The organism is Acinetobacter sp. S-1, assembly GCF_059579785.1.
Genome location: NZ_CM184207.1, coordinates 2907285 through 2933728 on the forward strand (window position 1 = coordinate 2907285; position 26444 = coordinate 2933728).

Genomic DNA, 26444 nt, shown 5'->3' on the forward strand with positions numbered 1-26444 from the left:
CCTCCTAAGCTGAGGATTCAAGTTTTATTTAATTGTATAAGACTCATTTATATTTAATCGTATGAGTTTTCGTAGTGATCTATTGCACGTTAAACATTTTGTCAGCCATGCGCTGTGCTTGTTTGCCATAAAACCAGTAGGTAATTAAATAAAGCGGAATAGCTAACATTAAAAGCATAATCACCATAATGCTTAAAAACTGAGGCTGTTTGAGGTAAAGCATAAAGTTCTGCAAAATCTCAGGGTCTTTTCTGGCAAATAAAAACAGACCAAATAAAACACCACACAAGTTATAGCCCCAAAAAATCAGGGTAAAACCCAAAGTAAATTTCTTTTTTTCTGGTACAGTCGGGGCACGGCGTTCTTTCTTTAAAAATTTAAATAAGACAAAAATCATTGCGCTTAAATATGGAACGGCTGTTAAAATACCACCTACACTCGCTGGTAATAGTGCTGCAACCACACCTACAATTAAGGTAAGTACGATGCATAAACCAAAAAACCAGAGAAAGTAAGAACGTAATTTGGTCATATTTTTGCCTAATTTATGGGTTCAAAAAATAATTATAAATTTTTTTCGATTTTTTTTCATTTTTCTGTCAACCAATCCTGATCTCTTGACGTTATATAGGATAACAAGGTCGCAGCAACCGAATACTTCCTTTGCACGGCATCCGCAAAATTGTTTCGGTGACCTTTCATTACGACTCTTTCCTTCCTTCGGATTAGGTTTTGTTAGCAGCCGAAACCCTTGATGAAGTTTTTGACCGACGATTCTCTCATCACTCGAATCGTCGGTTTTTATTTTCTAGCACTTTCATTTATTTTACGCTCACCATACACAATAGTGCTTTCGTGGCGATAAAGGCTATGCTTATACTTTTTGCACCATAAAAATATGATTTAAATAATATGAACACTATTGCCTATTTTGAAATCCAGTCTTCAAACCCTGCCCGCGATGCGCAGTTTTACCAAGCTGTGTTTGGTTGGCAATTTAAATTAGATCCAAACTTACCAATTGAATATTACCGCATAGAGACACCTTCAATTATGGGTGGGCTATTAAAACGCCCTGCTCAAACACCTCCAATGGAATATGGCACCAATGCATTTACCTGTTCGGTTCAAGTCGAAAACTTCGATGAAGTGACTGCAAAAATTTTAGCGCAAGGCGGTATTGTCGCAATGGATAAATTTGCTATTCCGGGCCGCGCTTGGCATGGCTATTTTGTCGATTTAGACCACAACGTTTTTGGTATTTTTCAAGTCGATGAAAACGCAGCTTAAAGATTTTATTTAACGACTCTATTTATTTTTTAATGTATAGCCACCGCTTTGTTGTCGGTGGCTATTTCATATGAATTATTCAGCAAAGCTAAAACTCGCTTCACATGTAATCGGAAAATTCATCGAATTGGCAATCATGCATTCATGATGTGCTTCTTCATGCAGTTTTGCTGCAAGCGCTTGGTCAGCACCTTTTTCTAAAACAATCTCTGGTCTTAAAATAATTTGGGTAAAGTGACCACGTTTGACCGAATCTGTATCTTCCATAAAGCCAAGTGCATGATCGACATAACTCAGCACATGAATATGATTGACTGCACATAGATGTAAATACCAAAGCTTATGACAAGCTGAAGCTGATGCCACCAATAAATCTTCAGGGTTCCATCTGGTCACATCGCCTAAATAGGCAGGGTCTGATGAACCTTGAATGGTGGCCTTTTGCGGATGCTGAATACTAAAATCGCGTTTATATGAACGATAAGATGAAGTGCCTGTACCTGTATTGCCTTCCCACTGTATTTTTACTTCGTATTCGTGAATGGTCATTTTTTTCTCAAAGTTCAAGATTTAAGTCGATAGTAACAAAGGAGCGTTTAAAGTGAAAAATTTAATTCAAGTTTCAACTTAGGCTTAAATAACGAGCACTTTAAAATGTCTTGATAAAATCTCCTGCCAATTTATGCTAACGTATCTGTGTTTATTTTGGCTTGATGTCTGTTTCTATGTCCGTACATTTTCTACATACTTCTGACTGGCATTTGGGGCAGTTTTTTTATAATCATTCACGCCACTACGAACACCAACAATTTTTAAGCTGGTTACTCACTCAAATTCAAGAAAAACAGCCACACGCCCTACTCATCGCCGGCGATATTTTTGATGTGATTAACCCCGGTTCTCAAGCACAAAAACAACTCTACCAATTTTTAGCAGATGCTCATCGCCTTGCGCCGCACATGCAAACACTCATGATTGCGGGTAACCATGACTCAGGTTACCGTATTGAACAGGTCGAACCACTCTTAGAAAAATACAATGCAAAAACCGTAGGTGTGGTTCGCTGGAATGAAGATAAAACACTAGATCTCGATCGACTACTTTTACCTATCTATAACAAAAATCAAGATATTGTTGCGTGGTGTCTTGCCCTACCTTTTTTACGTTCGGCCGAAATTACGGGTTTTAATGAACATACCACTAACAGTAAAAATGCGATTGCCTATTTGCACCAACAACTCATTGCTGAAGCCAAACGTCGTAAAACGCCAGACCAAGCCCTTATTTTGATGTCGCATGCGCATATGCAAGGTGGGGAAACATCCGACTCTGAACGTCCAATCATTATTGGTAATGAAGAGGCTCTTTCGACGACTTTATTTGAAGATGCAGTCGACTACGTGGCTTTAGGGCATTTGCATAAGCCACAAAAAGTAGGCCAGCCACACATTCGTTATAGTGGTTCGCCTATTCCGCTTTCTTTTAGTGAAATTAACTACAAACATCAAGTGGTAGAGGTCAAAATTGACCCAGCTCAAGAGACAGACAACCGTTTGCAATTTGAAGCTGTAGAAATTCCACGTTGCATACAATTGCACCGTATTCGTGGTGAGTTAAACGAAGTATTGCAACAACTCAAAGCATTGCCAAACGGCGTGATTGAGAATATTGACCACCGTGAATATGTGGATATTGAATATTATAGTTTAACGCCGCCACAGCCTAATTTACGTCAGCAGTTTGAAGCGGCCCTACCTCCTGACCGCTATCGTTTAGTACGTATTTCACGTCAATATGTGAATAAAGATGCGACAGATTCAAATACCACTCAGCAAATTGGTCTTGAACCACCTACTCCAGAAAAGCTCTTTCAAAATATTTGGGAAAAACAAGGTTACAGCGCCGATGATGCAGTCTTAAAAGATTTTCTAAGCCTAGTACAAGAAGCACAAAAACATCTTGAAAATGATGCAACCCCTTAAGGATATGTCATGAAAATTTTATCCATTCGAATAAAAAATCTGGCATCTCTTTCTGATGAACACTTTATTGATTTTGAAAGCGCGCCTCTCGCCCATGCAGGTCTGATTGCAATTGTAGGGAAAACAGGCGCAGGTAAATCGACCATTTTAGATGCCATGTGTCTGGCTTTGTTTAATCGGGTGCCTCGCTTGAAAGACAGTGATGGCAAATTAAAAGATGTTGATGGTTCTGAGTTACTGACCAACTCACCTTTAACTGTCTTACGCCGTGGTACAGGACATGGTTTTGCTGAGCTTTGCTTTATTGCACAAGATCAAAAACGCTATTTGGCACGCTGGGAAATTAAGCGTGCGCGTGAAAACCCAAATGGTAAATTACAAAGCGTACAACGCCATTTAAAATGCCTGACCGATGGTGTGGTGCTTGCCGATAAAGCCAAAGCGGTTGATGAAAAAGTTAAACAAATTACCCAGCTTTCTTTTGAACAGTTTACTCGTGCTGTACTACTTGCTCAGTCAGAAGTGACCGCGTTTTTAAAAGCACGAGACAGCGAGCGTGGTGAGTTACTTGAGTACCTGACCAACTCCAGCATTTTCGCCAAAATCGGTGAATTGGCTTTTCGTAAAACAGCCGATATTGCAAAGCAGCGTAAACAGCTTGAAGAGTTTTTAGGACATATCGAAATTTTGTCTGATGAAGATATTGCGGCTTTTACCGAACAATATCAGCAAGCCGAGCAAAACCATCAACAGTTAGAACAACAAAAAAATGTTTTAGACAAACAGCAACAATGGTTTGAACGTAAAGCAAAACTTGAACAAGAAGTTCAAGCGAAACAACAACAGTTTCAAACCCAGCAAAATCACCATCAACAATTGGCTGGTGAGCGTGAGCAATTAAAAAGACTCGAGGTTTTCTCTGAAATACGCCCACAAGTTTTTCAGCAAGCTCAAAATTTACAAGCCCTACAACAACTTGAGCCGCAAATTCAGCAAGTGCAAACCAAGTTTAATGAGTTGGTGCAAATTTTTGAAACGGGACAAAAACAGTATCAACTCGCAGAACAAGAGCTCAAACAGACACTCGATTTTGAGCAGCAACATCAACAAGCTTTAAATCAAGTTCGACAGTCCATTCAAGAACGTGCCTTTATTGCCGATGAATATAAAAAGTGCAAAGAAAAGAAAAATGTACTTGAGCAGAAACTCAGTCCACTGCAACAGCAGCAAAATACTGTGCAACAGCAGATTGCACAACTTGAGCAGAGTCAAGTTTATCTACAACAACAACTTACCCAGACTCAGCAATATGCTGTATTGGACAAAGGCCTTTCAGCGCATCTACATCAACTTGGGCAATTTATTCAAAATTACGAAACGATTGAACGACAGCTCGGTAACCCTACCCTTGCTCGCCAAAAGCTATCGGAAGCTAAAAGTGAAGTTGAACAACTCACAGCTTCACTCGGCACAGTTGAACAAATTGAGTTAAAACTTGAGCAACAGCGTAAAGACAAAGATCAGAAACTTGCTCAAATAACGCAGTTAGATCTGATTCAACAGAAAATAAAAATTTATCATGAACTATACGCTGAGCTTCAGCAATTCTCTGAAAAACAAACTCAAGTCTCAGCCCAAGAGCAGCAGCTTAAAACTGTTTGCCAGTTAGCTGAACAAGACTACCAAACAGCAAAAACTGAACGTGAAAAATTACAGTACATCCTGCAACAGCAGCGTTTACTACACACCGAAAATATTGAGCAGTTACGGGCCAATCTTAAAGAAGGTGAAGCGTGTTTAGTTTGTGGAAGTACACATCATCCCTATCGTGTTGATGACAGTGCAGTCTCTAAAGCTTTATTCGATTTGCAGCAACAACAAGAGCAACAGGCAGTAGCACTAGAGCAAACTACATTTAATGCGTGGCAAACCCAACAGCATGCCCTCACCCAGTATCGTGCCGAGCTTGAGCAAGTTCAGAAATATCTAGCTCAACTTCAGGCAAAACAAACAAACTTACAGCAAGAACTTGAGCAAGCGCTTAACCTCAATCAGTTAAATATTGAGCTTAATCAAGCTCCTGAACAAATCTTGCTAACGCTGAACGAACTCAGACAAACCACGCAAACTGCCATAAATTCATTTGACTCAGAAAACATGCGTTTAGCCCAAGCGATTAAACAGCATAATCAGCTCGTTCAAACGATTCAACGTAATGAAAGCTTGCTCAATACAGCACAGCAATGGCAACAACAAGTTCAACATATTGTTGAGTGTTTATCTGAAGCCGAACAGCATGCATGGCAGCAAGCAAGTAGCCAAACAGCTAAGCAGACTTGGTCAGTTTTAGACGCACGCGCTAAGCAGCTTGAACAACAAGAACAGCTTTCACAGCGTTTTGAACAGCAGCAACAAGAACTTAAAATGTTAGCTGCCAATCTTGAGCAAATGACCAAGCAAATTGATGAGGTCGATCAAAATCTCAAAGACATTACGCTTAAAGGCCAACAAAATAATGAAAAAGCGGTGTCGCTCATTCAGCAAATGACGGGCCTCTCTGATATTAAACCGCACGAATGGTTAATTGAGCATGACGTTAAACGTCAGCAACAACAAACGGCGTATCACGAGGCTAAACAGCGTTTCGAGCAAACCAGACAGCACTTTGAGCAGCAAAAACAGGCGCTCGACCAACTCAAGCATCAACATCAACACACGGCACAACATCAGCAGCAGATTGATGAGCAAATTCAAAACTGGTTAAAAGCTCATGCTGATTTTCAAGCATCTGATCTTACAGGGCTCATGCAAATTAATTCAGCTCAAGAGCAAGACATTCGTAACCGTCTTAATCATGCCGAGCGTTTATTAAGTGAAGCCTCTTCTGCCCTTAAAACTATGCAAGAGCAATTGAGCGAGCACTTACAAACTCAGCCAGATATTGAATATGAAAAGCTTGTTAGCCTTATTCAAGACAATATTACAGAGCTCAAAGGCCAGCTTGAAGTACGTGATCGCCTCAAGCTTAAGCTTGAAGTCCATCAGCAAAATCTGGCTAAACAGCAACAATACGCCGAGCAAATTCAAAATATTCAGCAAGAAGAACATCGCTGGAGCAAAATTTCAGGCTTGATTGGTGATGCCAAAGGAAAAGAGTTCCGCGACTATGCCCAGCAATATCACTTAGATATTTTAGTTGAACACGCCAACCAGCAACTGGCAACGCTGTCTCAACGCTATACGCTAAAACGCCTAGATCAGTCTCTAAGTCTTGCGATTATTGACCATGACATGGATGGAGAAACCCGTTCTGTTGCATCTTTGTCTGGCGGTGAGTCGTTCTTAACTGCCCTTGCCTTGTCTTTAGCGATTGCCAATATGGCCTCGGGCTCAATGAAAATTGAATCGCTGTTTATTGATGAAGGATTTGGTACTTTAGACGCCTCATCTTTACATATGGTGATGAATGCTTTAGATCAATTGCAAAATCAGGGTCGTCAGGTCATTCTCATCTCACACATTCAAGAAATGCATGAGCGTATTCCTGTACAAATTCAGGTAAAACCACTCGGCGCAGGTGCAAGTACCATTGAAATAGTAGGTTAAAACTAAAAAGCCCCGACATCCTGTCGGGGCTTTTTTAGATTCTGCGTTGGTATAACTCCTGTCGTACCTGTATGCATCCATTCATCACTGTTTATTGTTATTCTTAGAAACATCCTGTCTCCTGATGAATTCATAATAAGTGAAAACCACTTCCCGCCATAGCCGCAAAAGGACGCAATGAACGTACGAAATAGCGTACATCATCCTTTTTGCGAATAGTCTCTAGCACCAAATAAAGCAGTCCCTACACGGACCATAGTTGAGCCTGCAGCAATTGCAGCCTCTAAATCACTCGACATTCCCATGCTTAAAGTATCCCAGTCTACAGGGTGAGCATGTTTTTCTCTCACCTCATCAAACAAACGCTTAGCATCTGCAAAAGCGCCAGTATTGTCTGGCGCTGGAATCACCATCAAACCGCGTAGTCTGATTTTTGGTAACTGGCTAATTTGAGCAACTAACTCGGCAACCTCATCTGGTGCACAACCATCTTTACTATCTTGCCCGTCAATATTCACTTGCAAACAAATATTAAGTGCAGATTGATCATCGCCACGTTGGTTAGATAATCGCTCGGCAATAATTAAACGATCTACACCATGTACCCAATCAAATTTCTCGGCCAAATGCTTCGTCTTGTTGCGTTGAACATGACCAATAAAATGCCATTCAATGTCTAAGTCGTGTAAAGCTTCGATTTTTTCCAAAGCTTCTTGCAAATAGTTTTCGCCAAATGCTCTTTGCCCTGCTGCATACATTTCACGCAAACTTTCACTTGGATGTGTTTTCGATACGGCTAAAAGTTGCACAGTTTCAGGCGCACGCTGAGCATGTCCACAAGCACTTTGGATTTGCTGTAATACGTGCTGACGCGCATCTTGCAGGTAATTCATTGACAAGGTTCTCATTTTCAAAAAACTTTTTTGCTTTTCACCTAAAGCGAGGTGTTGGTAAGCCTCGGTGAAAGCCGTATATTATTCTACAAAATAATGACATATTTTGATTTACTTGGGGAAATTATGGATATTACAGAGCTACTCGCCTTCTCTGTGAAAAATGGCGCGTCCGATTTACACCTATCTGCTGGCATGCCACCAATGATTCGCGTTGATGGTGAAGTCCGTCGCATTAACTTACCAGCTTTAGACCACAAAGATGTTCACCGCCTGGTCTATGACATCATGAATGATAAACAGCGCCGTGACTATGAAGAAAAGCTCGAAACAGACTTTTCTTTTGAAGTTCCCAATGTTGCGCGTTTTCGTGTCAATGCATTTAACCAGAACCGCGGTGCCGGTGCAGTGTTTCGTACCATTCCATCAAAAGTACTCACCATGGAAGATTTAGGCTTAGGCCAAATCTTTAAAGATATTTGTGATTACCCACGTGGCATTGTGTTAGTTACAGGACCAACAGGTTCGGGTAAATCAACCACCCTTGCAGCGATGATGGACTATATCAACGAAAATCGTTATGACCATATTTTAACTGTTGAAGACCCTATCGAATTTGTACACCAATCTAAGAAATGTTTGATTAACCAACGTGAAGTGCATCGTGATACACACGGCTTTAATGAGGCGCTACGTTCAGCACTGCGTGAAGACCCAGATATTATTTTGGTCGGTGAGATGCGTGACCTTGAGACTATTCGTTTAGCGCTTACCGCTGCCGAAACAGGTCATTTGGTGTTTGGCACGCTGCATACCACTTCTGCTGCGAAAACCATTGACCGTGTAATTGACGTATTCCCAGCAGAAGAAAAAGACATGGTTCGTGCCATGCTGTCTGAATCTTTACAGGCTGTTATTTCACAAACCCTGCTTAAAAAGAATGGCGGTGGCCGTGTCGCAGCCCATGAAATCATGATTGGTATTCCTGCAATTCGTAACCTAATTCGTGAAAACAAAGTCGCGCAAATGTATTCAGCTATTCAGACTGGCGCAAATCATGGCATGACCACCCTCGACCAAAGCTTAAAAAATTTGGTGTCTCGCGGTGTGATCAGCCCTCAAACAGCTCGTACTGCTGCCAAACAGCCTGAATCATTCCTATAAAAATAACTAGAGAATAAATATGGATTTTAATGACCTACTCAACCTAATGGTTGAAAAAAAATCATCCGACCTCTTCATTACAGATGGCGTTGCACCATCGATGAAGATTAACGGGCAAATTGTTCCCATTTCAAAAAATAGTCTTTCAGGCGAAATTATTGGACAACTATTACATTCCATCATGAGTGAAAAACAACGCAAAGAATTTGCTGAGACTCGTGAATGTAACTTTGCCATTATGAACCGTGATAAAACTGCCCGCTTTCGTGTGAGTGCTTTTCAGCAACGCGACATGCCAGGCATGGTATTACGTCGAATTGAAACTAAAATTCCCTCAATTGATGACTTGCAATTACCACCTGTGCTTAAAGATTTATCGATGACCAAACGCGGCATCATTATTTTTGTAGGGGCAACAGGTACAGGTAAATCGACATCATTGGCTTCAATGATTAGCTATCGGAACCATAACTCTAAAGGTCATATCATTACCATTGAAGACCCGATTGAGTTTATTCATGAACACGCTGGCTGCATCATTACCCAACGTGAAGTCGGGATCGATACAGACTCATTCGAAATTGCCTTAAAGAATACTTTGCGACAAGCACCCGATGTAATCTTGATTGGTGAGATTCGCTCTCGTGAAGTTATGGACTACGCGATTGGCTTCGCCGAAACAGGTCACCTTGTATTAGCCACAATGCATGCGAACAACGCCAACCAAGCACTTGACCGTATTATTCACTTCTTTGAAAGTGACCGTCATAGCCAGCTCTACATGGATTTATCACTTAACTTAAAGGCCATGATTGCACAGCAACTTATTCCAACGCCTGATGGTAATTCGCGCCGTGCAGCGATTGAGATTCTCATTAACTCCCCATTAATTTCAGACTATATTCGTAAAGGTGAAATTCATGAAATTAAAGATTTAATGAAACGCTCACGTGAACTCGGTATGCAAACTTTTGACCAAGCACTGTTTGATCTTTATAAGTCAGGCCAAATTACCTACAAAGATGCATTAAAACATGCCGACTCACCAAACGATTTGCGTTTAACAATTAAGCTTGCCGAAGAAAGTCCTGATCAAATTGCAGGCACAAATCAGCATTTAACCTTCGACCGACAGTAATTTCTTCATAAAAAAAGGAAGGTTAAACGTAACCTTCCTTTTTTATTTGTTTTCTTTGTGTGAAAACGATTATTTCTTGCGCAGCACTTCCTGACATTCAGGTTCGTTACAGTAACCGTAGAGGTTTAATGAGTGACCCGTTAAGGTAAACCCATGTTGCTCTGCTACAGCATGCTGTTCTTTCTCGATAATATCATTAGTAAATTCAATAACTTTGTTGCAATTATGGCAAACCAAATGATCGTGGTGATCTTCTTGCATAATTTCAAAAACAGAATGATTGTTTTCAAAATGGTGGCGCTGAATGATACCCGCAGCTTCAAATTGTGTTAACACACGGTAAACTGTCGCAAGGCCGACATCTTCCCCTTGTTCTAACAAAGTCTTGTAAATATCTTCAGCGCTAAGATGATGTTGTTTTGAATTTTCTAATAATTCCAAAATCTTAATTCGTGGAAGGGTAACTTTAAGTCCAGCTTTGCGCAAATCTTGATTGGAAATAGGCATGAAAAAAGGTCTCTCAACAAATCTCAAGTTGGAATAGGCAATAGAATTTAGATGAAGTATGATCTATCCTTTGATCAAATGCATCATAATTTATTGGGATAGTGTAGCAAAATGCAAAAACTCGTGCTGACGTTATTAGTCACTTCACTCCTTGCTGGTTGTTCAATCTTTGGTGTGTATAAGGTTGATATTCCTCAAGGGACTCCATTGACCAAAGCTCAAGCCTCTCAAGTACAAGTCGGCATGAATTTCCAGCAAGTGCGTTTTTTGCTTGGTAGTCCAACAGTGACTGATCCTCTAAATCCTCTACGCTGGGACTACATTTACAACTATATCCCGGGAACTTATGCTAAAAAAGCTAAAATCCCCGCAGCACATGGTCAGCATTTAAAAATTTACTTTGATGGAACTGGTACTGTAACTAAAATTGAAGGTTTAGAAACTATTCCAGAATCGCAACCAGGTTTACCTGCTTCTAAAGAAGCGATTTTAACTGCACCACCACTATAATCGTTTTTTCTAATAAAAATAAACCCCTCAAGTGAAATACTTTGAGGGGTTTTGTTTATGGGGCTTATTGCTTAAAGCGATTACTTTTAATATATCGCCCCACAGGGTTTTTCTCAGCGCGTTTACGACGTATATCTTTGGGATTGATCGTTAAAGGTCGATAAACCTCAACTCGATCACCAGCTTGCAAAATCGTATGTGCTTCAACTTTTGCACCAAAGATGCCAAGTTGTAATGGCTCAGGCAAACTGACCTGTGTCTGCAAACCACTCGTCTCAACTGCTTGTAATGCAGTCATACCAGCTTCAAATGGAATAGCAACTAAAAACTGTTGCTCTGGAGCTGCATAAGCAACCCACACTTGCTGAGCTTTTTCCATCAGATCATTTGTCCAATTACCGCAATCATGGCAATGACAATTGAAAGCGGCAATACAATACGTACCGCAATGCGCCATAAGTTATAAAACAACTCATTGCTAAAATTCATAGATTTACGCAAATGGCTAATTTTCATAATCCAGCCAGCAAAAATGGCATAGATCAAGCAAATGAGTAATCCCCAAAGCATCAAAATCAGCGTAAAGATATTATGAAGCTCAGGCACAGCCCAAACAGCAATCGCTACAACAATAATCACCCACTGTAAAACAGACATAAGCTGACGCTGAGCAAGCTGCTCTCTAGCCAATTGCACAAATAACGCTGTTGTCATTACTGCGGTAAAGATCCAAGTAAAAACAGGAAGCTGTGCTTGTAAAGAAAAGAAGCCGAAGGCAATCACAGCAATTAACTGAGCTAACCAGATTGGAAGAACAGTTTTCGTTGCTCCTTCTTGTGGCTGAACAGCACCTACACTATTTTGCCAGTAAAGCCCTAAGCCTAACCCACTCGCAACAAGTGCAAGTACAGTTGCATTACCCCACTCTTTAAACTCAACATTGGTCCAATGCCAAGGCTGTAAAGTCGTTCCCATCGTGTTAGCTAAAACAAGAGAAGCAATTACACCAACCGTCATCAGTAAAATTAAAATCTGACGTGGAATAAGGGATAAAATGAGGGCCACAACAGCAAAGCCAGCAAAAACGAGTTGCCCTGAAACACTATTATTAAGTTGTGTAGTCAGTAAATTGCCAGCAGTACTTAATACATTACCAGCTAAAAATGGAATAAAAATAACCGCAAGCCAGCCAACCAAACGCCATTTTGGAGAACTATCTGCTTCACGAGTTAAACTTGATAAAGCATTTAAGGCTGTAGTCTTCGACCGTTTTGCTAACGCAATTTCCAAATAACAAACTGGTAGTGCCAATAACAACATTGTGCCTAACCACAATAACCAGAAATCGAGTTGACGATCAATCTGGATGCCCATCGTGGGTGCCAATGTCGCCATAATGATGAAAGATAAGCAAAACGCCATCAGGGGCGATAACCATCGTGACATAGGTATGTCCTGCATTATGCATTCCTTGAAAAAGACTAGAGATATTTTGCCCGTGTCATGCTTGAAAATCAAAGTTTGCTCAATAAAAAAAGCAAACTACCGAAACGATAGTTTGCCGCGCTAACTGAAATTATGATTTATTTTTATTTCAGGTTATGAGAAAAACCGAGCAAACCAGTTTTTCCCTTTCTTTTTTTCTTTTTCTCTAATAATTCCCATCATATTTTCTTTTACTGCTCCTACATAATCGGCATCATCATGTTGAATATGATTAATTAACCATTTAGCTAAAATTTCTTGTAACTCTGATTCAATCGTATGACCCATTTCAAAACGTTCACGATATAATTCTATTTTTTTAATAAATAAATCATGTACACGTTTATGAGGTACACGATATTTATAATCAGCTTCCTCTTGCAAACTTTCTTCGAAAGTAAAATGTGATTGCGTATAATCGATAATATTGTCTAAAACATCCTTAATACGACGTCTATCTTCATCATCTTTTACATCATCAATTTCATTAATATAATCAAGTATCCGCTTATGTTGTTCATCAATAACATCAATACCCGTATTATATTCTGAAGCCCATTTCATTTTCATACATCTCCCCAATGATGCTTAATGATTGTTGCATAAACTGTATGATATATTTAAAGAATATAAATAAAAACAAACCTAATTTGTCGGCTTTAGCATATAAAAATTATATTCAACACAAGTTATTGTTTTTAAATTATTTAATTAAAATTAACCAACTAAAATAATAAAGTATTTTTTAAACAAACTATTTTTACATTAAATGAATAAAATATATAAACTTCCTTATTTATATATTTTAAATGTATTTTATATTAATACTGATCTGCACGCGTAATACGTTTAAGTTCAGGATTTTCCTGTTCGCGCTTTAATCTTTCTACAAAGGTAATAGCATTTTTAATTGGTTGACCATATTGAAATAAAATCATTTCACCAGGTTGATATGCTGTCCAATTTTCATTATGTGTTAAAGGTTCTGTAGTTATTACTGCCACACGATCGTCAGGTGTTGTTACCTGGCTAAAATCGACTTCGACATCTAAGTCAATTAAATGAGCATGATTAAATGGATATTCGCGAACGAGCCAATGTAATTTAGTAATGGCATAACTAAATAATGCTTTGCCATTAGATAGGCAATAATTAAATGTGCCGTATTCTGCAATTTGCGGAGAAATCTTTTCTAATACTTCAAAGATTTGTTCAAGACTTGGCTCTTCATAACCAAATACTTCAACGAGTTGATCGAGCAAATAACAAAATGCCCGCTCACTATCGGTATTACCTACTGGTGTGAAACGTCCACTTAACGGCGGATTAAAGTCATGTAAATCGCCATTATGAGCAAAAATCCAGTGTCTCCCCCACAACTCACGAATAAAGGGATGAGAGTTTTCTAAAGTGATTTTGCCTTGAGTAGCTTTGCGGATATGAGCGATCACGTTACGTGATTTAATAGGATAATTACGAATGAGATCGGCAATTGGAGACTCAACTGCTGATTGGTTATCAACAAATAAACGGCACGCCTTATCTTCGAAAAATGCAATACCAAATCCATCACTATGATCTGAGGTAATTCCTGCACGCTGTGAAAAACCACGGAAAGAAAAAGTGATATCCGTTGGTGTTGCACAATTCATTCCTAATAGCTGGCACATATCGCTTTTTAAACTACTTCTAATTACCCCATCTGCTCTATTGTGCATGAGAGTAAAAGTGCTTGCAAATCTCAATATGTGCTGGCTATTACAAAATAGGAAATATGATTAACGCTGCACCATTTTATTCATGACAAATGAGGTCGCGACTTTATTCACCTCAAGAAATACAAAATAATCTAGACAGTTAAATTCTTCATCAAAAAATGCCTGTTTCGATAGTTTTGACTGCATGCTCAGATACATTTGGAATAGCTTTGGCATACGTTCATCTTGTGGGAAGCTAAACTCAGGATATTCAGGTTCATAGATTTTTTTAGATCGAATATCAATTGTTTTGCTTTCAGATAACTGTTGAATCTGACGATGCGTGTAATATGCTCTAGCCAAATTATCTTGTAAATGAATGCTGACACAGCCCATTAAATATTTAGCACGCATTGACCATAGCACTTTCGGTGCAAGGTTTAACCACAGCATAGATAACGCTTTACCATTACGAAAGCGAGGATGTACACAGGTACGGCCTATTTCTAACACATTTGGAAGATGCGATAACTGAGGAACTATATCAAACTCATGTGCACTATAACTCTGCGCTATTTCATGGCCTTGAAATAGTTTTAGACGCGTATATGCTACAATTTCTCCAGTCCACTTTTCACGCAAGACCGCATGTTCACAACCAAAATCGTAAATATCTTGGTCTAAGTTATCTTCAAACTTGATTCCGAATTGTTGGCTAAATTGTTGTGCACGAAACCGTTGTACATCTTGTAATTCTTTTAAATTATCAACCCACTCAAAACGAAATTGCGTCTGATTTATTGCTTTATGACGATTTAAAGGTAAAGTCCAGGTTTGGCGATATTGATTAAATTTTTCCAGCATAATGAACGCTCCTAGTGACACCCCTTACACTAGTCAAAGCTCATGACAAAAAAATGACCAAATCAAAATGGTATAAAAAAAGACCACCTAGGGTGATCTTTTTATTGAGAATAACGGATTTCTTAAGCTGTTTTAGTGCGGTTAGAAATCAGTGTTCCCACGCCATGATCAGTGAAGATTTCAAGTAATGTGGCATGTGGCACGCGACCATCAACAATATGTGCACTCACAACGCCGCCTTTAACAGCATCAAGCGCACAGCCTACTTTAGGAATCATACCGCCATAGATCACGCCTGTTTCAATGAGGCGATCAACTTCTTGTGTCGTAAGGCCAGTTAACAGATTTTTATTTTCATCAAGCACACCGCTAATATTGGTGAGCAAAATTAATTTCTCAGCGCCTAATGCTTCTGCAACCTTACCTGCAACTAAATCAGCGTTAATATTATAAGTATTGCCTTCTTCATCTACACCTAGCGGTGCAATCACTGGAATAAAGTCACTTTGGGTGAACATTTCCAATACATCTGTTTTAACGCCTGTCACTTCACCAACCATACCCAAGTCGATATGTTTGATAGAACCATCTTCTTCCTGCTTTTCCATGAGCAATTTGCGGGCACGAAGTAAATTACCGTCTTTACCTGTTAAACCAATCGCACGTCCACCGTGTTTATTAATCAAATTAACGATTGATTTATTTACGCTCCCACCTAACACCATTTCAACCACTTCCATGGTTGCAGCATCAGTTACACGCATACCATCAATACGGTCAGATTCACGGCCTAACTGCTTTAAGAATGAGTCCACTTGTGGCCCACCACCGTGAACAACAATCGGATTTAATCCTACAGTTTTAAGTAAAACAATGTCTCGAGCAAATGAACTTTCAAGTTCCGGATCAGTCATTGCGTTGCCACCGTATTTCACCACCAGCGTTTTACCAGTAAAGCGTTGAATATACGGCAAAGCTTCAATCAAGATTTTTGCTTTGTCGACACCGATATGCTGATGTTGTGGCATTACGCCTCTCCTTACTTAGGCCTCTGAAAGTTCTTGTGCAATTTGCGGATAGTGTTCTTGCAACATATCTACAAATTTTTGCTGGATTTCCTTTAATCGTAAAGGATTATCTGCATCAAATCGTACTGTAAAGTATTCACCAGTATTTGATGCTCGAATAATGCCAAAACCATCATCAAAATCAAGACGTACGCCATCAATTTTACTAATACGCGCCCCTAAGCGATGACTTAAAATCTCAATATCTTGTAATACATACTTTGGATCAGACTGATACGTACCAATATAAGTATCCTCTGTACAACATCTTTCTGGATATGGGGCAAATAACTCAGAAATTGTAGCGGCATTAGATTGGGTAAAATACTCCATTACACGTAATGCAGCATACAAACCATCGTCGTAGCCAAAACCACGGCCATCATTAAACACATAATGACCTGCATATTCTCCACCAAAAATGGCACGTCCATTCGACTGAGATAAATAAGCTCGTAGGAAGCTACTTCCCGTGCGGATCATTTTTGCTTTTCCGCCAAGTTTCTCGACAGTTTCTTGAACCATACGCGAACATTTCACATCAAAAACAATTTCTTGCTCTGGGTGCTGCTCAAGGCACATTTGGGCAAAAAGCGATAATAAGCGGTCTGCGGTCAATATCTGTGCTTTTTCATCAACTAAAACAACGCGGTCTCCATCACCATCCAAAGCAATACCAATATCAGCCTGCTGCTCGACCACGGCTTTTCGCAAGCTAATCAAATGAGCTGCATGTGATGGATCTGGTGCGTGATCTGGAAACTCTCCATTTGGATTAGTGCGTAAAGCAATGACTTCACAGCCCATTTTTTCTAAGATTAGTTTTGAACAATGCCCAGCTGAACCATGCAAACCATCTAAAACAACTTTTAAAGGACGTTTTAACTGAATATCTTTAAAAATGGCTTGTTGGTATTGCTGGCAAAATTCAGCCTTAAATTGCGGTAAGGTTAACTCAAGTACAGAAATTGAATGGCTTGGTACATAAGTTTGGGCTTCTTCACCCACCTGTTGAATCATTTCCGGAGACGGCGGTTCGCCTTTTAAAATCCACTTAATACCATTATCAGATTTTGGGTTATGGCTTGCTGTCACCATAATGCCATTGCCACCAAAATCTCGTGCAATGTAGTACATCATTGGTGATGAACAGCAACCAATATTAGTCACTTTTAAACCTTGTTCTATTAAAATTTCTTCAATTAAGTGTGCATAGGCTGGGCTTGTGAGACGGGCATCATAGCCAATCACTAATTGAGTTTGCTTTGCTTGTTTGTATTGTTGTGCCAATCCGTAGGCAATTGAACGGACAACGTCCGTGGTTAAGTAAGAAAGTTTGCCTCTAATATCGTAAGCACGAAAAATACTTTTTGGAAATGAGTGTCTTACATTCATAGCGTATCTTCTATTTAAAGATCAATTCGATCTATCGCAAAAACATAGATTATTCAAAATTTTTGAAAGGTTTGTTTGCTAAAAAAGTTAAAAGAATATGAGTAAAGCGTGTTGTAATATAATCCATTGTAACATTCAAGATATAAAAAGAAACGCCTGTTCAACAGGCGTTTGATTTTCGTTAATATTTTAGAAAAACTTACTGTTTACCTGTATGACCAAAGCCACCAGCGCCACGTAAAGTTTCTTCAAATTCTTCTACTTGCTCAAATTCAGCTTGTACGACTGGTACTAAAACGTACTGTGCCAAGCGCTCACCTGCTTCTAAACGGAATGTGGTTTGACCCCGATTCCAAACTGAAACCATCAATTCACCTTGGTAATCTGAATCAATCAAACCAACTAAGTTGCCAAGCACGATCCCGTGTTTATGACCTAAACCTGAACGCGGTAAAATTAAACCAGCAAAATTTACATCATGAATATAAATTGCCATACCTGTTTTAACTAAAACAGTTTGTCCTGGTTCAATATCAATTGCTTCATCTAAACAGGCACGTAAATCTAAACCAGCTGAACCTGCTGTTGCATATGAAGGTAAAGGCCATTCTTTACCTAAACGCGGATCGAGCAATTTCACTTGAACTTTCATGGGATTTCCTAAAAATTAAAAAAATTAACGCTTTAATAAAGCTTTTAAATTTGCCAGATATTGTTGAGCCTGTTCTTTAGGGTCAACATTAGCCGCAATTTTCTTTTTACGCCCTAACCACTCGAGCTCATCTTGTGGAAGCTCATCAAGGAAACGGCTAGGCGTCATTTGTTTCATCTGTCCGCCATTTTTACGCTGTTCCGCTAAAGTTAACGTTAAACCTTGGCGTGCACGTGTAATTCCCACGTACATGAGACGGCGCTCTTCCTCAATCGTTTCTGCTGCAATCGAGTTCTTGTGAGGCAATAGTTCTTCTTCAAGTCCCATAATGTATACATATGGGAATTCCAGACCTTTTGCTGCATGCAAAGTAAGAAGGTTAACTTTATCTGTATCTTCTTCTTCCTGCTGCTGTTCTAACAGATCAAGCAAAACTAGTTTTCGGATGACACTTTCAATATTCTTTTCATCAACATCTTCAGCACGATTAATCAGATTTTGAATACTGGTAAATAAGTTCTCGATATTATCGAGTTTACTTTTCTCTTGTGCAGGAGTTGCTGACTGTTCTCGAACGTAATCCATGTAACCCGCTTCGTTCATCATTTGACGAACTTTAGGCACAGGCTCATCATCTTCTAACAATTCACGAGTAAATGTCGCGATAAAGTCGGCAAACTCATGAAGCTGTGTTTCTGCCTTTTTAGGAAGCACCATGCTTAAACGCTGGTCAGCAGAAGCACCGAGTAAAGACAAATTATTTTCTTGTGAAAATAAGCCTAACTTCTCAAGAGTAACTGGTCCAATTGCGCGTTTAGGCGTATTAATAATACGTAAGAAAGCACTATCATCTTCTGGGTTAATAATAAGACGTAAATAACTCATCACGTCTTTAATTTCTGCACGGGCGAAGAACGATGTACCGCCAGAGAGTTTATACGGAATTTGCATTTGACGAAGCTGGGTTTCTAACACACGTGCCTGAAAGTTTCCGCGATACAACACAGCATAATCTTTCCAGTTCTTACCGTTCATCAGCTTATGAGTCAGTAAGTCTTTTACCACGCGCTCTGCTTCATCGTCATCATTACGACATGTAATGATTCGGATGACTTCCCCATGCCCTTTATCACTCCACAATTTCTTGTCAAAAATATGTGGGTTGTTTTGAATCACACAGTTGGCTGCTTTTAAAATACGGCTGGTCGAACGGTAATTTTGCTCAAGCTTAATAATATGTAGATTTGGGAAATCTTGTTTAAGCAATGCCATATTTTCAGGCTTAGCGCCACGCCATGCGTAGATTGACTGGTCATCATCACCTACCGCGGTGAACTGCCCCATTACCCCAACTAACAGTTTGACCAGAATATACTGAGCGGTGTTGGTATCTTGATATTCATCGACCAATAAGTAACGGACACGGTTTTGCCATTTGTCACGTACTTCTGCATTTTCTTGCAATAAGCGTGTTGGCATAACAATCAAGTCATCAAAATCGACAGCATTGTAGGCACGTAAATTACGTTCATAAAGTTGATAGAGATGTGCAAACTGGACATCTTCAGGTGTTTCACAAGTCGAATGTGCTTGTTCTGGCAAAATCAGATCGTTTTTCCAATCTGAAATTTTCTTCATTGCTTTAGCAATTAATTCTTTACTCTCTGCACCTGACAAATTATCGCGATGCATCAAATCCATCAAAATACGTTTACAGTCATCTGCATCTAAAATCGAAAAATTAGCTTTTAAAGGTAAATTTTTAAGTTCTAAACGTAAAAGGTTTAAACCAAAAGTATGGAAAGTAGAGACGGATAAACCTTTTGCTTCTTCACGTGACAAAAGCTTGGTCACACGCTCTTTCATTTCACGGGCAGCTTTGTTTGTGAAGGTCATCGCGGTTATACGATGTGCAGGAATACGACAATGTTGCACCAAATAGGCAATTTTACGCGTAATTACCGATGTTTTACCTGAACCAGCGCCAGCAAGCACCAATAAAGGGCCCTGAGTATATTTCATGGCTTCTTCTTGCTTGTTGTTCAATTGACTGGCAGATGACATCGTGTATTACCTCTTAATTTTTCGAGCATGATTATAGTCATCTCTTTTTTAGAATCCCAATAGTAAATCTACGGATATGTATAAATGATGTCTAATAATGCAATTTATGCGCCGCAGAATGTCGTGATTATTTCTTGTACTGCCCCCATAAAAAAACCACCCGAAGGTGGTTTTTGAAACAATAAACTGGATCTTATTGTTTAGCATAAATGCTGATTTCTACACGGCGGTTTTGTTCACGGCCAGATGCAGTTGAGTTATCTGCGATCGGGTTAGATGAACCATAACCTTGCGCGTCGATACGGCTAGCAGATACACCTTGGCTAGCTAAATAACTACGTACTGATTGAGCGCGTGCTTGTGATAATGGAATGTTGATAGAGTCATTACCAGTGTTATCAGTATAACCTGTTACAAGAATTGCACTCTTGTTATCTTCAGCCAAAGTTTGAGCCACTTTGTTCAAAGTTGCGTAGAAGTTTGGCTTGATGTTTGATTTGTTTGTATCAAAAGTAATGCTACCAGGCATGATCAATTGAACAGAACCATCTGGGTTACGGCCAACGTCTACACCAGTACCCGCCATTTGTTGACGAAGTTTTTTCTCTTTCTGGTCAAGATATACACCACCAGCAGCACCAAGAACTGCACCAATTGCCGCAGCACGGTTGTTTTGACGGCTAGAGTTTGCATTTGATTTAGAAATACCATAACCAGCTGCTGCACCAATTAAAGTACCTAATGCGGTTTTATCGTATTCAACGCCACCAAGATTATTACCAGTTGTTTGACAACCAGAAAGAACTACTGCTGCCCCTACTACTGTTGAAATAACTAATGCACGCATTGCATGCCTCCTCACTTTGTGTGTTTTGTTGTCTGAATGAATAATGAAACAAAAAGGAAGTATAAAACATTGATATTTTGTTAATAATAAACAGTTTAGTTATGTTTTTGTAATATTTTGATGCACTTTAAGATGCTAGCTCATCACAATTTCTTCATTGTTGTCTAAGATAACGTTGTATTTCATATTATGACAGTTATAGTTGAACAACTTTTCTATGGATTTGAGACATTCGGGGTCATTTATATGCCAACTGCACCCAATAAACAATCTGCGCTAAAAAAAATTACACGTGGACTCACTGTAGGTACAGTCATTACAGGAAGTACTTTTTTTCATGGTCCTCCTGTTCTTGCATTAGGTCTGACCAAGCTTTTAAAAAAATCATCAAAAATAGATGAAACTAATATTCAAATTACAAATAGCTGGTTAGGGGTAAATAACTGGTTAATTGACCATGTTCTACCCAATCTAAAATGGGACATTACCATTGATGAAGGACTTGATCTGAATATGCAAGGTCGTTATTTAATGACCTGTAATCATCAAAGTTGGGTTGACACGACTGTAAATCAATATTTTGGTTTAACCCGTATGCCCCTTACCCGTTTCTTTACTAAATGGGAACTCATCTTTATTCCTTTTGTTGGGCAAGCATTTAAAATTTTAGGCTTCCCAATGATGAAGCGTCACACTAAAGAACAGATCGCGAAGAATCCTGAACTTAAAGACCGTGACATGATGGAAGCACGTAAAGCTTGTGAGCAGCTTTTAAGTCAGCCCTTCACCCTATTAAATTATTTGGAAGGTACTCGTTTTACTCAAGAAAAACATGACCAGCAAAAATCCCCTTATAAGCATTTGCTAAAACCCAAAGCAGGTGGCTTGGCGCTTGCATTAAACATCTTGGGTGACAAAATCGATGCCCTAGTTGATATGACCATCGTCTATCCTGATGGCGTACCGGGATATAGCGATTTCTGGCTTGGGGATGTTTCTAAAATTGCGGTTAACTTACGTAAAATTGAAATTCCAGACTGGGTACTTGGCGGCAACTATGAAGATGACGCAGCTTATCGTGAACGTTTTCAGCAATGGGTTCATGACATTTGGACCGAAAAAGATCAACTTATTGAGCAAATGAAGTCTCAATATACCACTGCAAATATTTAAGAAAGCACCCGTTATTATGCAAAACAGTTCTGGGAAAAAAACGAAATACCATCATGTAGACCCAAACAGCCTTTCATTTAAGCTGTTTTTGGTCTACGACATCTTTATGGTGTTTATTATCATTTTTAACTTGTTCTGTCTTGCAACTAATTTCTTTTTAATGAGCAGTATTGGGGCATGGTTCTTCGAACATATTCACTTGCCCCAAGTACTCAGCTTTTATCGTACTTCGCTACATCCGTGGGTGATTACATCAGAAGCTTGGTTTATTGGTTTTTTAATTATTGAGCTGCTTGTGCGCTGGGCCATTGCGATCATCAATAAGCACCATAAGCGTTGGTTCTTTTTCCCGTTTATTCACTGGTATGAAATTTTAGCTATTATTCCTCAGCTCCGTTTTTTACGTTTATTCCGCGCTGGGATTATTGCTTACCGTTTACATGAGTTGGGCTATCCAGTTGTTCCGGAAAGCTGGCGGAAAACTGGGCTATTTTATTATCGCGTCGTAATGGAAGAATTATCTGACCGCGTTGTAATTACCGTGATTGATGGCATTAGATATGAACTTGAAACCAGTTCTAGCCATAAACAGATTATTCATGACTTGGTTAATCATCATCGTGAGCAATTTACTGTCGCTCTAACCGCATTATTACAAGAATCTTTAGCCACCGCTTTAAAAGAACAAAAGCCTGCCATTACAAAAGGTGTGGGCAAAATTGTAGATCAAGCCATTATTGATACGCCTGAGCTAACTCAATTATTACGATTAATTCCTTTAGTGGGCGGCCGCATTGAACAGCAAATTCAAAGCATTGGTCAAAGATTAGGTGAAAATATTAGTGCAGGTTTAATTGAACCTTTAATTGAGGGATCTCAAGATGCTCCAAATCCTACTTATCAATTAATTTCTCAAAGAGTAAGTGAAATCAATATTAATAATCGTCAGCTTGAGCAATTGGTTGAATCTGTCGTGTTCGAGACACTGGAGTCTGTACGTAAACAAGTCAAGGTCAAACAATGGCAACAAACCCTTGCGGAGTATGATCGAATCAAAGAATAAGCATTTATTTAATTTTTTATGAATCACGCTAGAGAATTGGCACGAATTGTTCTAGCATTTGCCCTATTTACAATAAACTTAACGATATTACAGCTCGTTTAACGCCTTGAAGGAAGACTTATGGCTGATATACGGATTACCGGCAGAATGGTTAACTTTAGCAGGATAACCTTCGATACCAATGATCATGATGTGATCCGCCAGCAATTATCAAATATTTTAAATGAAGGTTCCTATCAAGGAACTTTAGTGATTATTGACAGTACAGTTGAGCAAGAGTTAATTGCATTGATTCAACTTCTGGTGAGCTTGGGTTTACAACCAATGGCGGTAATCGACGGTATTTTAGGAGATGAGGCTCGCGCTATTCAATTCCCTGTTTTACCGGCAGATCAACCATTACAACGCATTAAAGCGACAGCTGAACAAGTGGCTATTGTGGAAAAACCTGCTACAGCTCCTGCCTCGTCTTCAGCAGAAACAAAAAAACCACTAAACAAGATAGCGGTCGCTCATATTACCTCTTATCATGATGAAATTTTGCGTACAGGCCAATCCCTTGTACAAGATAACGGCGATATTATTTTAAAGGCTGGCATGAATAGTGGTTCCGAGGTGATCGCTTCAGGAAATATACATATTTATGGCACAGTTCGTGGTAGAGTCATTGCTGGTGCGGGCGGGCACGCAGCTGCACGCATTTTTTGCCAATCTTTAGAGGCTGAGCTCGTTTCCATTGCCGGAACGTATTGTGTCGCAGATGATATCCCTAAACATGTGGTAAAAAAACCAGTACATATTTATTTAAATGAAAAGCAAGAGCTTGAATTTGAAGCTCTAGAACTTTAATTTATTAAGCAAATCACCAAAAAACAGCCCTTTTAAGGGTGTATGACCATAATAGGAGTGGATTCGGTGGCCAAAATTGTTGTCGTAACATCAGGCAAAGGTGGTGTAGGTAAAACTACAACGAGCGCATCTTTTGCAACAGGTTTAGCCCTTCGTGGTCATAAAACTGTTGTGATTGATTTTGATGTAGGCTTACGTAACCTTGATTTGATTATGGGTTGTGAGCGTCGTGTTGTATATGATTTCGTTAATGTTATTAATAATGAAGCACGTCTGCAACAAGCCCTTATTCGCGATAAAGATATCGAAAACCTTTATATTTTACCGGCTTCACAAACACGTGATAAAGATGCGTTGAGCGACGAAGGTGTTGCTCGAGTTATTGATGAGTTATCTCAAGAGTTTGATTACATCATTTGTGACTCACCTGCTGGGATCGAGCGTGGCGCGATTTTAGCCATGTATCATGCAGATGAAGCAATCATTGTAACAAACCCTGAAATCTCTTCAGTACGTGACTCTGACCGTATTATTGGTATGTTAGATAGCAAAACCAAGAAAGTTGAACACAACGAAGGGCGTATACGTAAACATTTATGTATTACACGTTTTAACCCAGAACGTGCTGACCGTCAGGAAATGCTGACAATTGATGATATTTCTAAAGATATTTTACGCGTACCGACATTAGGTGTTATTCCAGAATGTCCAAGTGTATTACAAGCATCAAACGAAGGTAAGCCAGTTATTCTGTATTCAGAAACTAAAGCTGGTCAGGGGTATGATGATTTGGTTGCACGCTTCCTTGGCGAAGACCGTCCTTATCGACACATCACAGCTCAACCTAAAGGCTGGTTAGCACGACTATTTGGAGCGTAGATATGGCAGGATTCTGGAGTAAATTATTTAGCAGCGAAGAAAAACCATCAAGTGCTCAAACTGCCAAAGATCGTTTGAAAGTTATTGTTGCTTCTGAACAAGGTTTAGGCCGCCGTTTAAGCCAAGACAAAATTGATCAGATGAAAAAAGAAATCATGCAAGTGGTTAGTCGTTATGTTAGCGGTGTAGGTGAACAGCATATCCAAATGCAAGTTCGCTCTGAAGCTAATATCGAAATGTTAGAAATGAATATCAATTTACCTGAAGAACGATAATTCTATTTCTGACTATTCAATAAATCAGAATCAAGGCAAAATAACGCAAGTTATTTTGCCTTTTTTAAAATGAGGAGATTGTCATGGCATTATCACAGCCAGCAACTTTCAATGAAGAATGGTCCGATGAGCGTGTTTTTGCCTACCTCAACCAACTTCCTCCAAGTGGTGTGAATGCAGATTTTCATGTGCTCTACCATGCATTCAAACATATGCGCCCAACAGACTATGAGCGTCTTTTAAAGCAATTTATTGCGGATGGACGCGATATTAATGCTAAAGACCCTGAAGGCCAACGCATCCATGATGTAATTGCTAAGTTTCCGCGTCAATCGGCACCATTTTTAGAAGTTCTAACAAAGTTTGCTTAAAAATAAAAAGCCTCTTAAAGAGGCTTTTTTCTTATCTAAGCTTATCGATTGCCAATCAGGAAAATGCCAAATACTGTAAAAATACCGCCAGAAATACCATCAATCCATTTTGAAAAATTACGATAAGCTACTCTAAAACTCGGTAATGAAAAAATAAAAGTCACAAAGCAGAACCATAAAATTGTCTCGACCGTGACAATAATAAATAGTAGCCAGTGAACTTGATCAAGTTGAGGATTAGCTAAAAATAAAGAGAAAACACTACCAAAATAAATAACAGCTTTTGGATTTGATAAATTGGTTATCAAACCTTTAATAAAAAATAAGTAAGGTGCTTTTGGGAGCTCAACAGCAACATTGCCCTCTTGCTCATTTTTTGAAAAAGCCGAACGTAGCATCTGATAGCCCAACCAACATAGATATAAGCCACCAGCAATGAGCAATCCTTGCTTTAACCAAGCCATTTTCTCAAATATAAGATTTAATCCCATCAGTGCCAAGCACGCCCAAAACATAACACCCGCCGTTATACCAGCAACGACCAGCATAGCGTCTTTACGAGACCGGCTAATGGCAGTTTGAGATACAAGGAAAAAATCAGGCCCGGGAGTAATAAGTGCGCAAAAGTGAATAAAGGCTAAAGTAATCAGAGCTAATAGCATGTCTTTCTCCT

27 protein-coding genes are annotated in these 26444 nt (G+C 39.3%); 12 read left to right on the top strand and 15 right to left on the bottom strand.

The window, feature by feature from the left end:
- Nucleotides 1-79: 79 nt before the first annotated feature.
- Nucleotides 80-532: an ABZJ_00895 family protein gene (locus AC52J8_RS13955; RefSeq protein ID WP_208753178.1), complete on the bottom strand. Its 453-nt coding sequence runs from the start codon at nt 530-532 to the stop codon at nt 80-82.
- 380 nt (nt 533-912) lie between these two features.
- Here AC52J8_RS13955 and AC52J8_RS13960 point away from each other — a divergent pair, with 380 nt between their 5' ends.
- Nucleotides 913-1290: a VOC family protein gene (locus AC52J8_RS13960; protein WP_046812996.1), complete on the top strand. Its 378-nt coding sequence runs from the start codon at nt 913-915 to the stop codon at nt 1288-1290.
- 75 nt (nt 1291-1365) lie between these two features.
- Here the strand turns inward: AC52J8_RS13960 and AC52J8_RS13965 are convergent, their stop codons facing one another.
- A complete protein-coding gene (locus tag AC52J8_RS13965) occupies nt 1366-1839 on the bottom strand; it encodes an OsmC family protein (protein WP_197738940.1) in 474 nt (157 codons plus the stop codon).
- 164 nt (nt 1840-2003) lie between these two features.
- Here AC52J8_RS13965 and AC52J8_RS13970 point away from each other — a divergent pair, with 164 nt between their 5' ends.
- Entirely contained in the window at nt 2004-3272 is a 1269-nt protein-coding gene (locus tag AC52J8_RS13970) for an exonuclease SbcCD subunit D (protein ID WP_167564031.1), read from the top strand.
- A gap of 9 nt (nt 3273-3281) precedes the next feature.
- Nucleotides 3282-6878, top strand: coding sequence for an AAA family ATPase (locus AC52J8_RS13975; RefSeq protein ID WP_208753177.1), 3597 nt, complete (start codon nt 3282-3284; stop codon nt 6876-6878).
- A 200-nt stretch (nt 6879-7078) separates the two neighbouring features.
- Here AC52J8_RS13975 and AC52J8_RS13980 read toward each other — a convergent pair whose 3' ends face one another.
- Nucleotides 7079-7771, bottom strand: a complete 693-nt coding sequence (locus tag AC52J8_RS13980) for a YggS family pyridoxal phosphate-dependent enzyme (RefSeq protein ID WP_208753176.1) — start codon at nt 7769-7771, stop codon at nt 7079-7081.
- Nucleotides 7772-7897: 126 nt separating this feature from the next.
- On the opposite strand from AC52J8_RS13980, the gene AC52J8_RS13985 reads away from it, so the two are divergent.
- Both AC52J8_RS13985 and AC52J8_RS13990 read left to right on the top strand, forming a co-directional pair.
- Complete coding sequence (locus AC52J8_RS13985) at nt 7898-8935, top strand: type IV pilus twitching motility protein PilT (protein ID WP_002121749.1); 1038 nt, start codon at nt 7898-7900, stop codon at nt 8933-8935.
- Nucleotides 8936-8954: 19 nt separating this feature from the next.
- Nucleotides 8955-10073 carry a PilT/PilU family type 4a pilus ATPase gene (locus AC52J8_RS13990; protein ID WP_032037409.1) on the top strand — a complete coding sequence of 373 codons (1119 nt, stop codon included), beginning with the start codon at nt 8955-8957 and terminating at the stop codon, nt 10071-10073.
- Between the two features lie 69 nt (nt 10074-10142).
- Here the strand turns inward: AC52J8_RS13990 and fur are convergent, their stop codons facing one another.
- Nucleotides 10143-10580, bottom strand: coding sequence for a ferric iron uptake transcriptional regulator (gene fur / locus AC52J8_RS13995; protein ID WP_016141990.1), 438 nt, complete (start codon nt 10578-10580; stop codon nt 10143-10145).
- A gap of 111 nt (nt 10581-10691) precedes the next feature.
- On the opposite strand from fur, the gene AC52J8_RS14000 reads away from it, so the two are divergent.
- Entirely contained in the window at nt 10692-11090 is a 399-nt protein-coding gene (locus AC52J8_RS14000; RefSeq protein WP_002121740.1) for an outer membrane protein assembly factor BamE, read from the top strand.
- A 64-nt stretch (nt 11091-11154) separates the two neighbouring features.
- On the opposite strand, the gene AC52J8_RS14005 is transcribed toward AC52J8_RS14000, so the two are convergent.
- The 10 genes from AC52J8_RS14005 to AC52J8_RS14050 all read right to left on the bottom strand — a co-directional run bounded on the left by AC52J8_RS14005 (nt 11155) and on the right by AC52J8_RS14050 (nt 21161).
- Nucleotides 11155-11469, bottom strand: coding sequence for an RnfH family protein (locus tag AC52J8_RS14005; RefSeq protein WP_086264827.1), 315 nt, complete (start codon nt 11467-11469; stop codon nt 11155-11157).
- Entirely contained in the window at nt 11469-12536 is a 1068-nt protein-coding gene (locus AC52J8_RS14010; protein WP_347749224.1) for an SLC5/6 family protein, read from the bottom strand. The genes AC52J8_RS14005 and AC52J8_RS14010 overlap by 1 nt, the downstream gene beginning before the upstream one ends.
- Nucleotides 12537-12689: 153 nt before the next feature.
- Nucleotides 12690-13145 (bottom strand): bacteriohemerythrin, encoded by a 456-nt coding sequence (locus tag AC52J8_RS14015; RefSeq protein WP_086400214.1) that lies wholly within the window; start codon nt 13143-13145, stop codon nt 12690-12692.
- 251 nt (nt 13146-13396) lie between these two features.
- Nucleotides 13397-14245, bottom strand: a complete 849-nt coding sequence (locus AC52J8_RS14020; protein WP_086400240.1) for a class II glutamine amidotransferase — start codon at nt 14243-14245, stop codon at nt 13397-13399.
- Nucleotides 14246-14353: 108 nt separating this feature from the next.
- Entirely contained in the window at nt 14354-15136 is a 783-nt protein-coding gene (locus tag AC52J8_RS14025; protein WP_016144532.1) for a GNAT family N-acetyltransferase, read from the bottom strand.
- Nucleotides 15137-15258: 122 nt separating this feature from the next.
- Nucleotides 15259-16164 carry an acetylglutamate kinase gene (gene argB, locus AC52J8_RS14030; protein WP_002121716.1) on the bottom strand — a complete coding sequence of 302 codons (906 nt, stop codon included), beginning with the start codon at nt 16162-16164 and terminating at the stop codon, nt 15259-15261.
- 15 nt (nt 16165-16179) lie between these two features.
- Nucleotides 16180-17598, bottom strand: a complete 1419-nt coding sequence (locus AC52J8_RS14035; RefSeq protein WP_086400215.1) for a phosphomannomutase/phosphoglucomutase — start codon at nt 17596-17598, stop codon at nt 16180-16182.
- 199 nt (nt 17599-17797) lie between these two features.
- Complete coding sequence (gene dut / locus AC52J8_RS14040) at nt 17798-18250, bottom strand: dUTP diphosphatase (protein WP_086400216.1); 453 nt, start codon at nt 18248-18250, stop codon at nt 17798-17800.
- 24 nt (nt 18251-18274) lie between these two features.
- Complete coding sequence (locus AC52J8_RS14045) at nt 18275-20314, bottom strand: UvrD-helicase domain-containing protein (protein ID WP_005070868.1); 2040 nt, start codon at nt 20312-20314, stop codon at nt 18275-18277.
- A gap of 193 nt (nt 20315-20507) precedes the next feature.
- The gene (locus tag AC52J8_RS14050; RefSeq protein WP_009390536.1) at nt 20508-21161 is read right to left on the bottom strand and encodes a YiaD family glycine zipper/OmpA-like lipoprotein; all 654 of its coding nucleotides are present in this window, start codon (nt 21159-21161) and stop codon (nt 20508-20510) included.
- Nucleotides 21162-21407: 246 nt separating this feature from the next.
- On the opposite strand from AC52J8_RS14050, the gene yihG reads away from it, so the two are divergent.
- From yihG to AC52J8_RS14080, 6 genes are all read left to right on the top strand, one after another.
- The gene (gene yihG, locus AC52J8_RS14055) at nt 21408-22334 is read left to right on the top strand and encodes a 1-acylglycerol-3-phosphate O-acyltransferase, YihG family (RefSeq protein ID WP_017398885.1); all 927 of its coding nucleotides are present in this window, start codon (nt 21408-21410) and stop codon (nt 22332-22334) included.
- Nucleotides 22335-22350: 16 nt separating this feature from the next.
- Nucleotides 22351-23397, top strand: a complete 1047-nt coding sequence (locus AC52J8_RS14060) for a hypothetical protein (protein WP_005803142.1) — start codon at nt 22351-22353, stop codon at nt 23395-23397.
- A gap of 120 nt (nt 23398-23517) precedes the next feature.
- Nucleotides 23518-24246: a septum site-determining protein MinC gene (gene minC / locus AC52J8_RS14065; protein ID WP_005075304.1), complete on the top strand. Its 729-nt coding sequence runs from the start codon at nt 23518-23520 to the stop codon at nt 24244-24246.
- Nucleotides 24247-24312: 66 nt separating this feature from the next.
- Nucleotides 24313-25125: a septum site-determining protein MinD gene (minD, locus tag AC52J8_RS14070; protein ID WP_002121719.1), complete on the top strand. Its 813-nt coding sequence runs from the start codon at nt 24313-24315 to the stop codon at nt 25123-25125.
- Nucleotides 25126-25127: 2 nt separating this feature from the next.
- Nucleotides 25128-25400, top strand: coding sequence for a cell division topological specificity factor MinE (minE, locus tag AC52J8_RS14075; RefSeq protein ID WP_000896934.1), 273 nt, complete (start codon nt 25128-25130; stop codon nt 25398-25400).
- A gap of 83 nt (nt 25401-25483) precedes the next feature.
- Nucleotides 25484-25771, top strand: coding sequence for a PA4642 family protein (locus tag AC52J8_RS14080; RefSeq protein ID WP_069035917.1), 288 nt, complete (start codon nt 25484-25486; stop codon nt 25769-25771).
- Nucleotides 25772-25812: 41 nt separating this feature from the next.
- Here AC52J8_RS14080 and rhtC read toward each other — a convergent pair whose 3' ends face one another.
- Nucleotides 25813-26433, bottom strand: coding sequence for a threonine export protein RhtC (gene rhtC, locus AC52J8_RS14085; protein ID WP_086400217.1), 621 nt, complete (start codon nt 26431-26433; stop codon nt 25813-25815).
- Nucleotides 26434-26444 lie beyond the last annotated feature (11 nt).

Coding starts and splice junctions, on each gene's coding strand:
- AC52J8_RS13955 (WP_208753178.1), bottom strand. CDS start 532: ATGACCAAATTACGTTCTTACTTTCTCTGGTTTTTTGGTTTATGCATC.
- AC52J8_RS13960 (WP_046812996.1), top strand. CDS start 913: ATGAACACTATTGCCTATTTTGAAATCCAGTCTTCAAACCCTGCCCGC.
- AC52J8_RS13965 (WP_197738940.1), bottom strand. CDS start 1,839: ATGACCATTCACGAATACGAAGTAAAAATACAGTGGGAAGGCAATACA.
- AC52J8_RS13970 (WP_167564031.1), top strand. CDS start 2,004: ATGTCTGTTTCTATGTCCGTACATTTTCTACATACTTCTGACTGGCAT.
- AC52J8_RS13975 (WP_208753177.1), top strand. CDS start 3,282: ATGAAAATTTTATCCATTCGAATAAAAAATCTGGCATCTCTTTCTGAT.
- AC52J8_RS13980 (WP_208753176.1), bottom strand. CDS start 7,771: ATGAATTACCTGCAAGATGCGCGTCAGCACGTATTACAGCAAATCCAA.
- AC52J8_RS13985 (WP_002121749.1), top strand. CDS start 7,898: ATGGATATTACAGAGCTACTCGCCTTCTCTGTGAAAAATGGCGCGTCC.
- AC52J8_RS13990 (WP_032037409.1), top strand. CDS start 8,955: ATGGATTTTAATGACCTACTCAACCTAATGGTTGAAAAAAAATCATCC.
- fur (WP_016141990.1), bottom strand. CDS start 10,580: ATGCCTATTTCCAATCAAGATTTGCGCAAAGCTGGACTTAAAGTTACC.
- AC52J8_RS14000 (WP_002121740.1), top strand. CDS start 10,692: ATGCAAAAACTCGTGCTGACGTTATTAGTCACTTCACTCCTTGCTGGT.
- AC52J8_RS14005 (WP_086264827.1), bottom strand. CDS start 11,469: ATGGAAAAAGCTCAGCAAGTGTGGGTTGCTTATGCAGCTCCAGAGCAA.
- AC52J8_RS14010 (WP_347749224.1), bottom strand. CDS start 12,536: ATGTCACGATGGTTATCGCCCCTGATGGCGTTTTGCTTATCTTTCATC.
- AC52J8_RS14015 (WP_086400214.1), bottom strand. CDS start 13,145: ATGAAAATGAAATGGGCTTCAGAATATAATACGGGTATTGATGTTATT.
- AC52J8_RS14020 (WP_086400240.1), bottom strand. CDS start 14,245: ATGTGCCAGCTATTAGGAATGAATTGTGCAACACCAACGGATATCACT.
- AC52J8_RS14025 (WP_016144532.1), bottom strand. CDS start 15,136: ATGCTGGAAAAATTTAATCAATATCGCCAAACCTGGACTTTACCTTTA.
- argB (WP_002121716.1), bottom strand. CDS start 16,164: ATGCCACAACATCAGCATATCGGTGTCGACAAAGCAAAAATCTTGATT.
- AC52J8_RS14035 (WP_086400215.1), bottom strand. CDS start 17,598: ATGAATGTAAGACACTCATTTCCAAAAAGTATTTTTCGTGCTTACGAT.
- dut (WP_086400216.1), bottom strand. CDS start 18,250: ATGAAAGTTCAAGTGAAATTGCTCGATCCGCGTTTAGGTAAAGAATGG.
- AC52J8_RS14045 (WP_005070868.1), bottom strand. CDS start 20,314: ATGTCATCTGCCAGTCAATTGAACAACAAGCAAGAAGAAGCCATGAAA.
- AC52J8_RS14050 (WP_009390536.1), bottom strand. CDS start 21,161: ATGCGTGCATTAGTTATTTCAACAGTAGTAGGGGCAGCAGTAGTTCTT.
- yihG (WP_017398885.1), top strand. CDS start 21,408: ATGCCAACTGCACCCAATAAACAATCTGCGCTAAAAAAAATTACACGT.
- AC52J8_RS14060 (WP_005803142.1), top strand. CDS start 22,351: ATGCAAAACAGTTCTGGGAAAAAAACGAAATACCATCATGTAGACCCA.
- minC (WP_005075304.1), top strand. CDS start 23,518: ATGGCTGATATACGGATTACCGGCAGAATGGTTAACTTTAGCAGGATA.
- minE (WP_000896934.1), top strand. CDS start 25,128: ATGGCAGGATTCTGGAGTAAATTATTTAGCAGCGAAGAAAAACCATCA.
- AC52J8_RS14080 (WP_069035917.1), top strand. CDS start 25,484: ATGGCATTATCACAGCCAGCAACTTTCAATGAAGAATGGTCCGATGAG.
- rhtC (WP_086400217.1), bottom strand. CDS start 26,433: ATGCTATTAGCTCTGATTACTTTAGCCTTTATTCACTTTTGCGCACTT.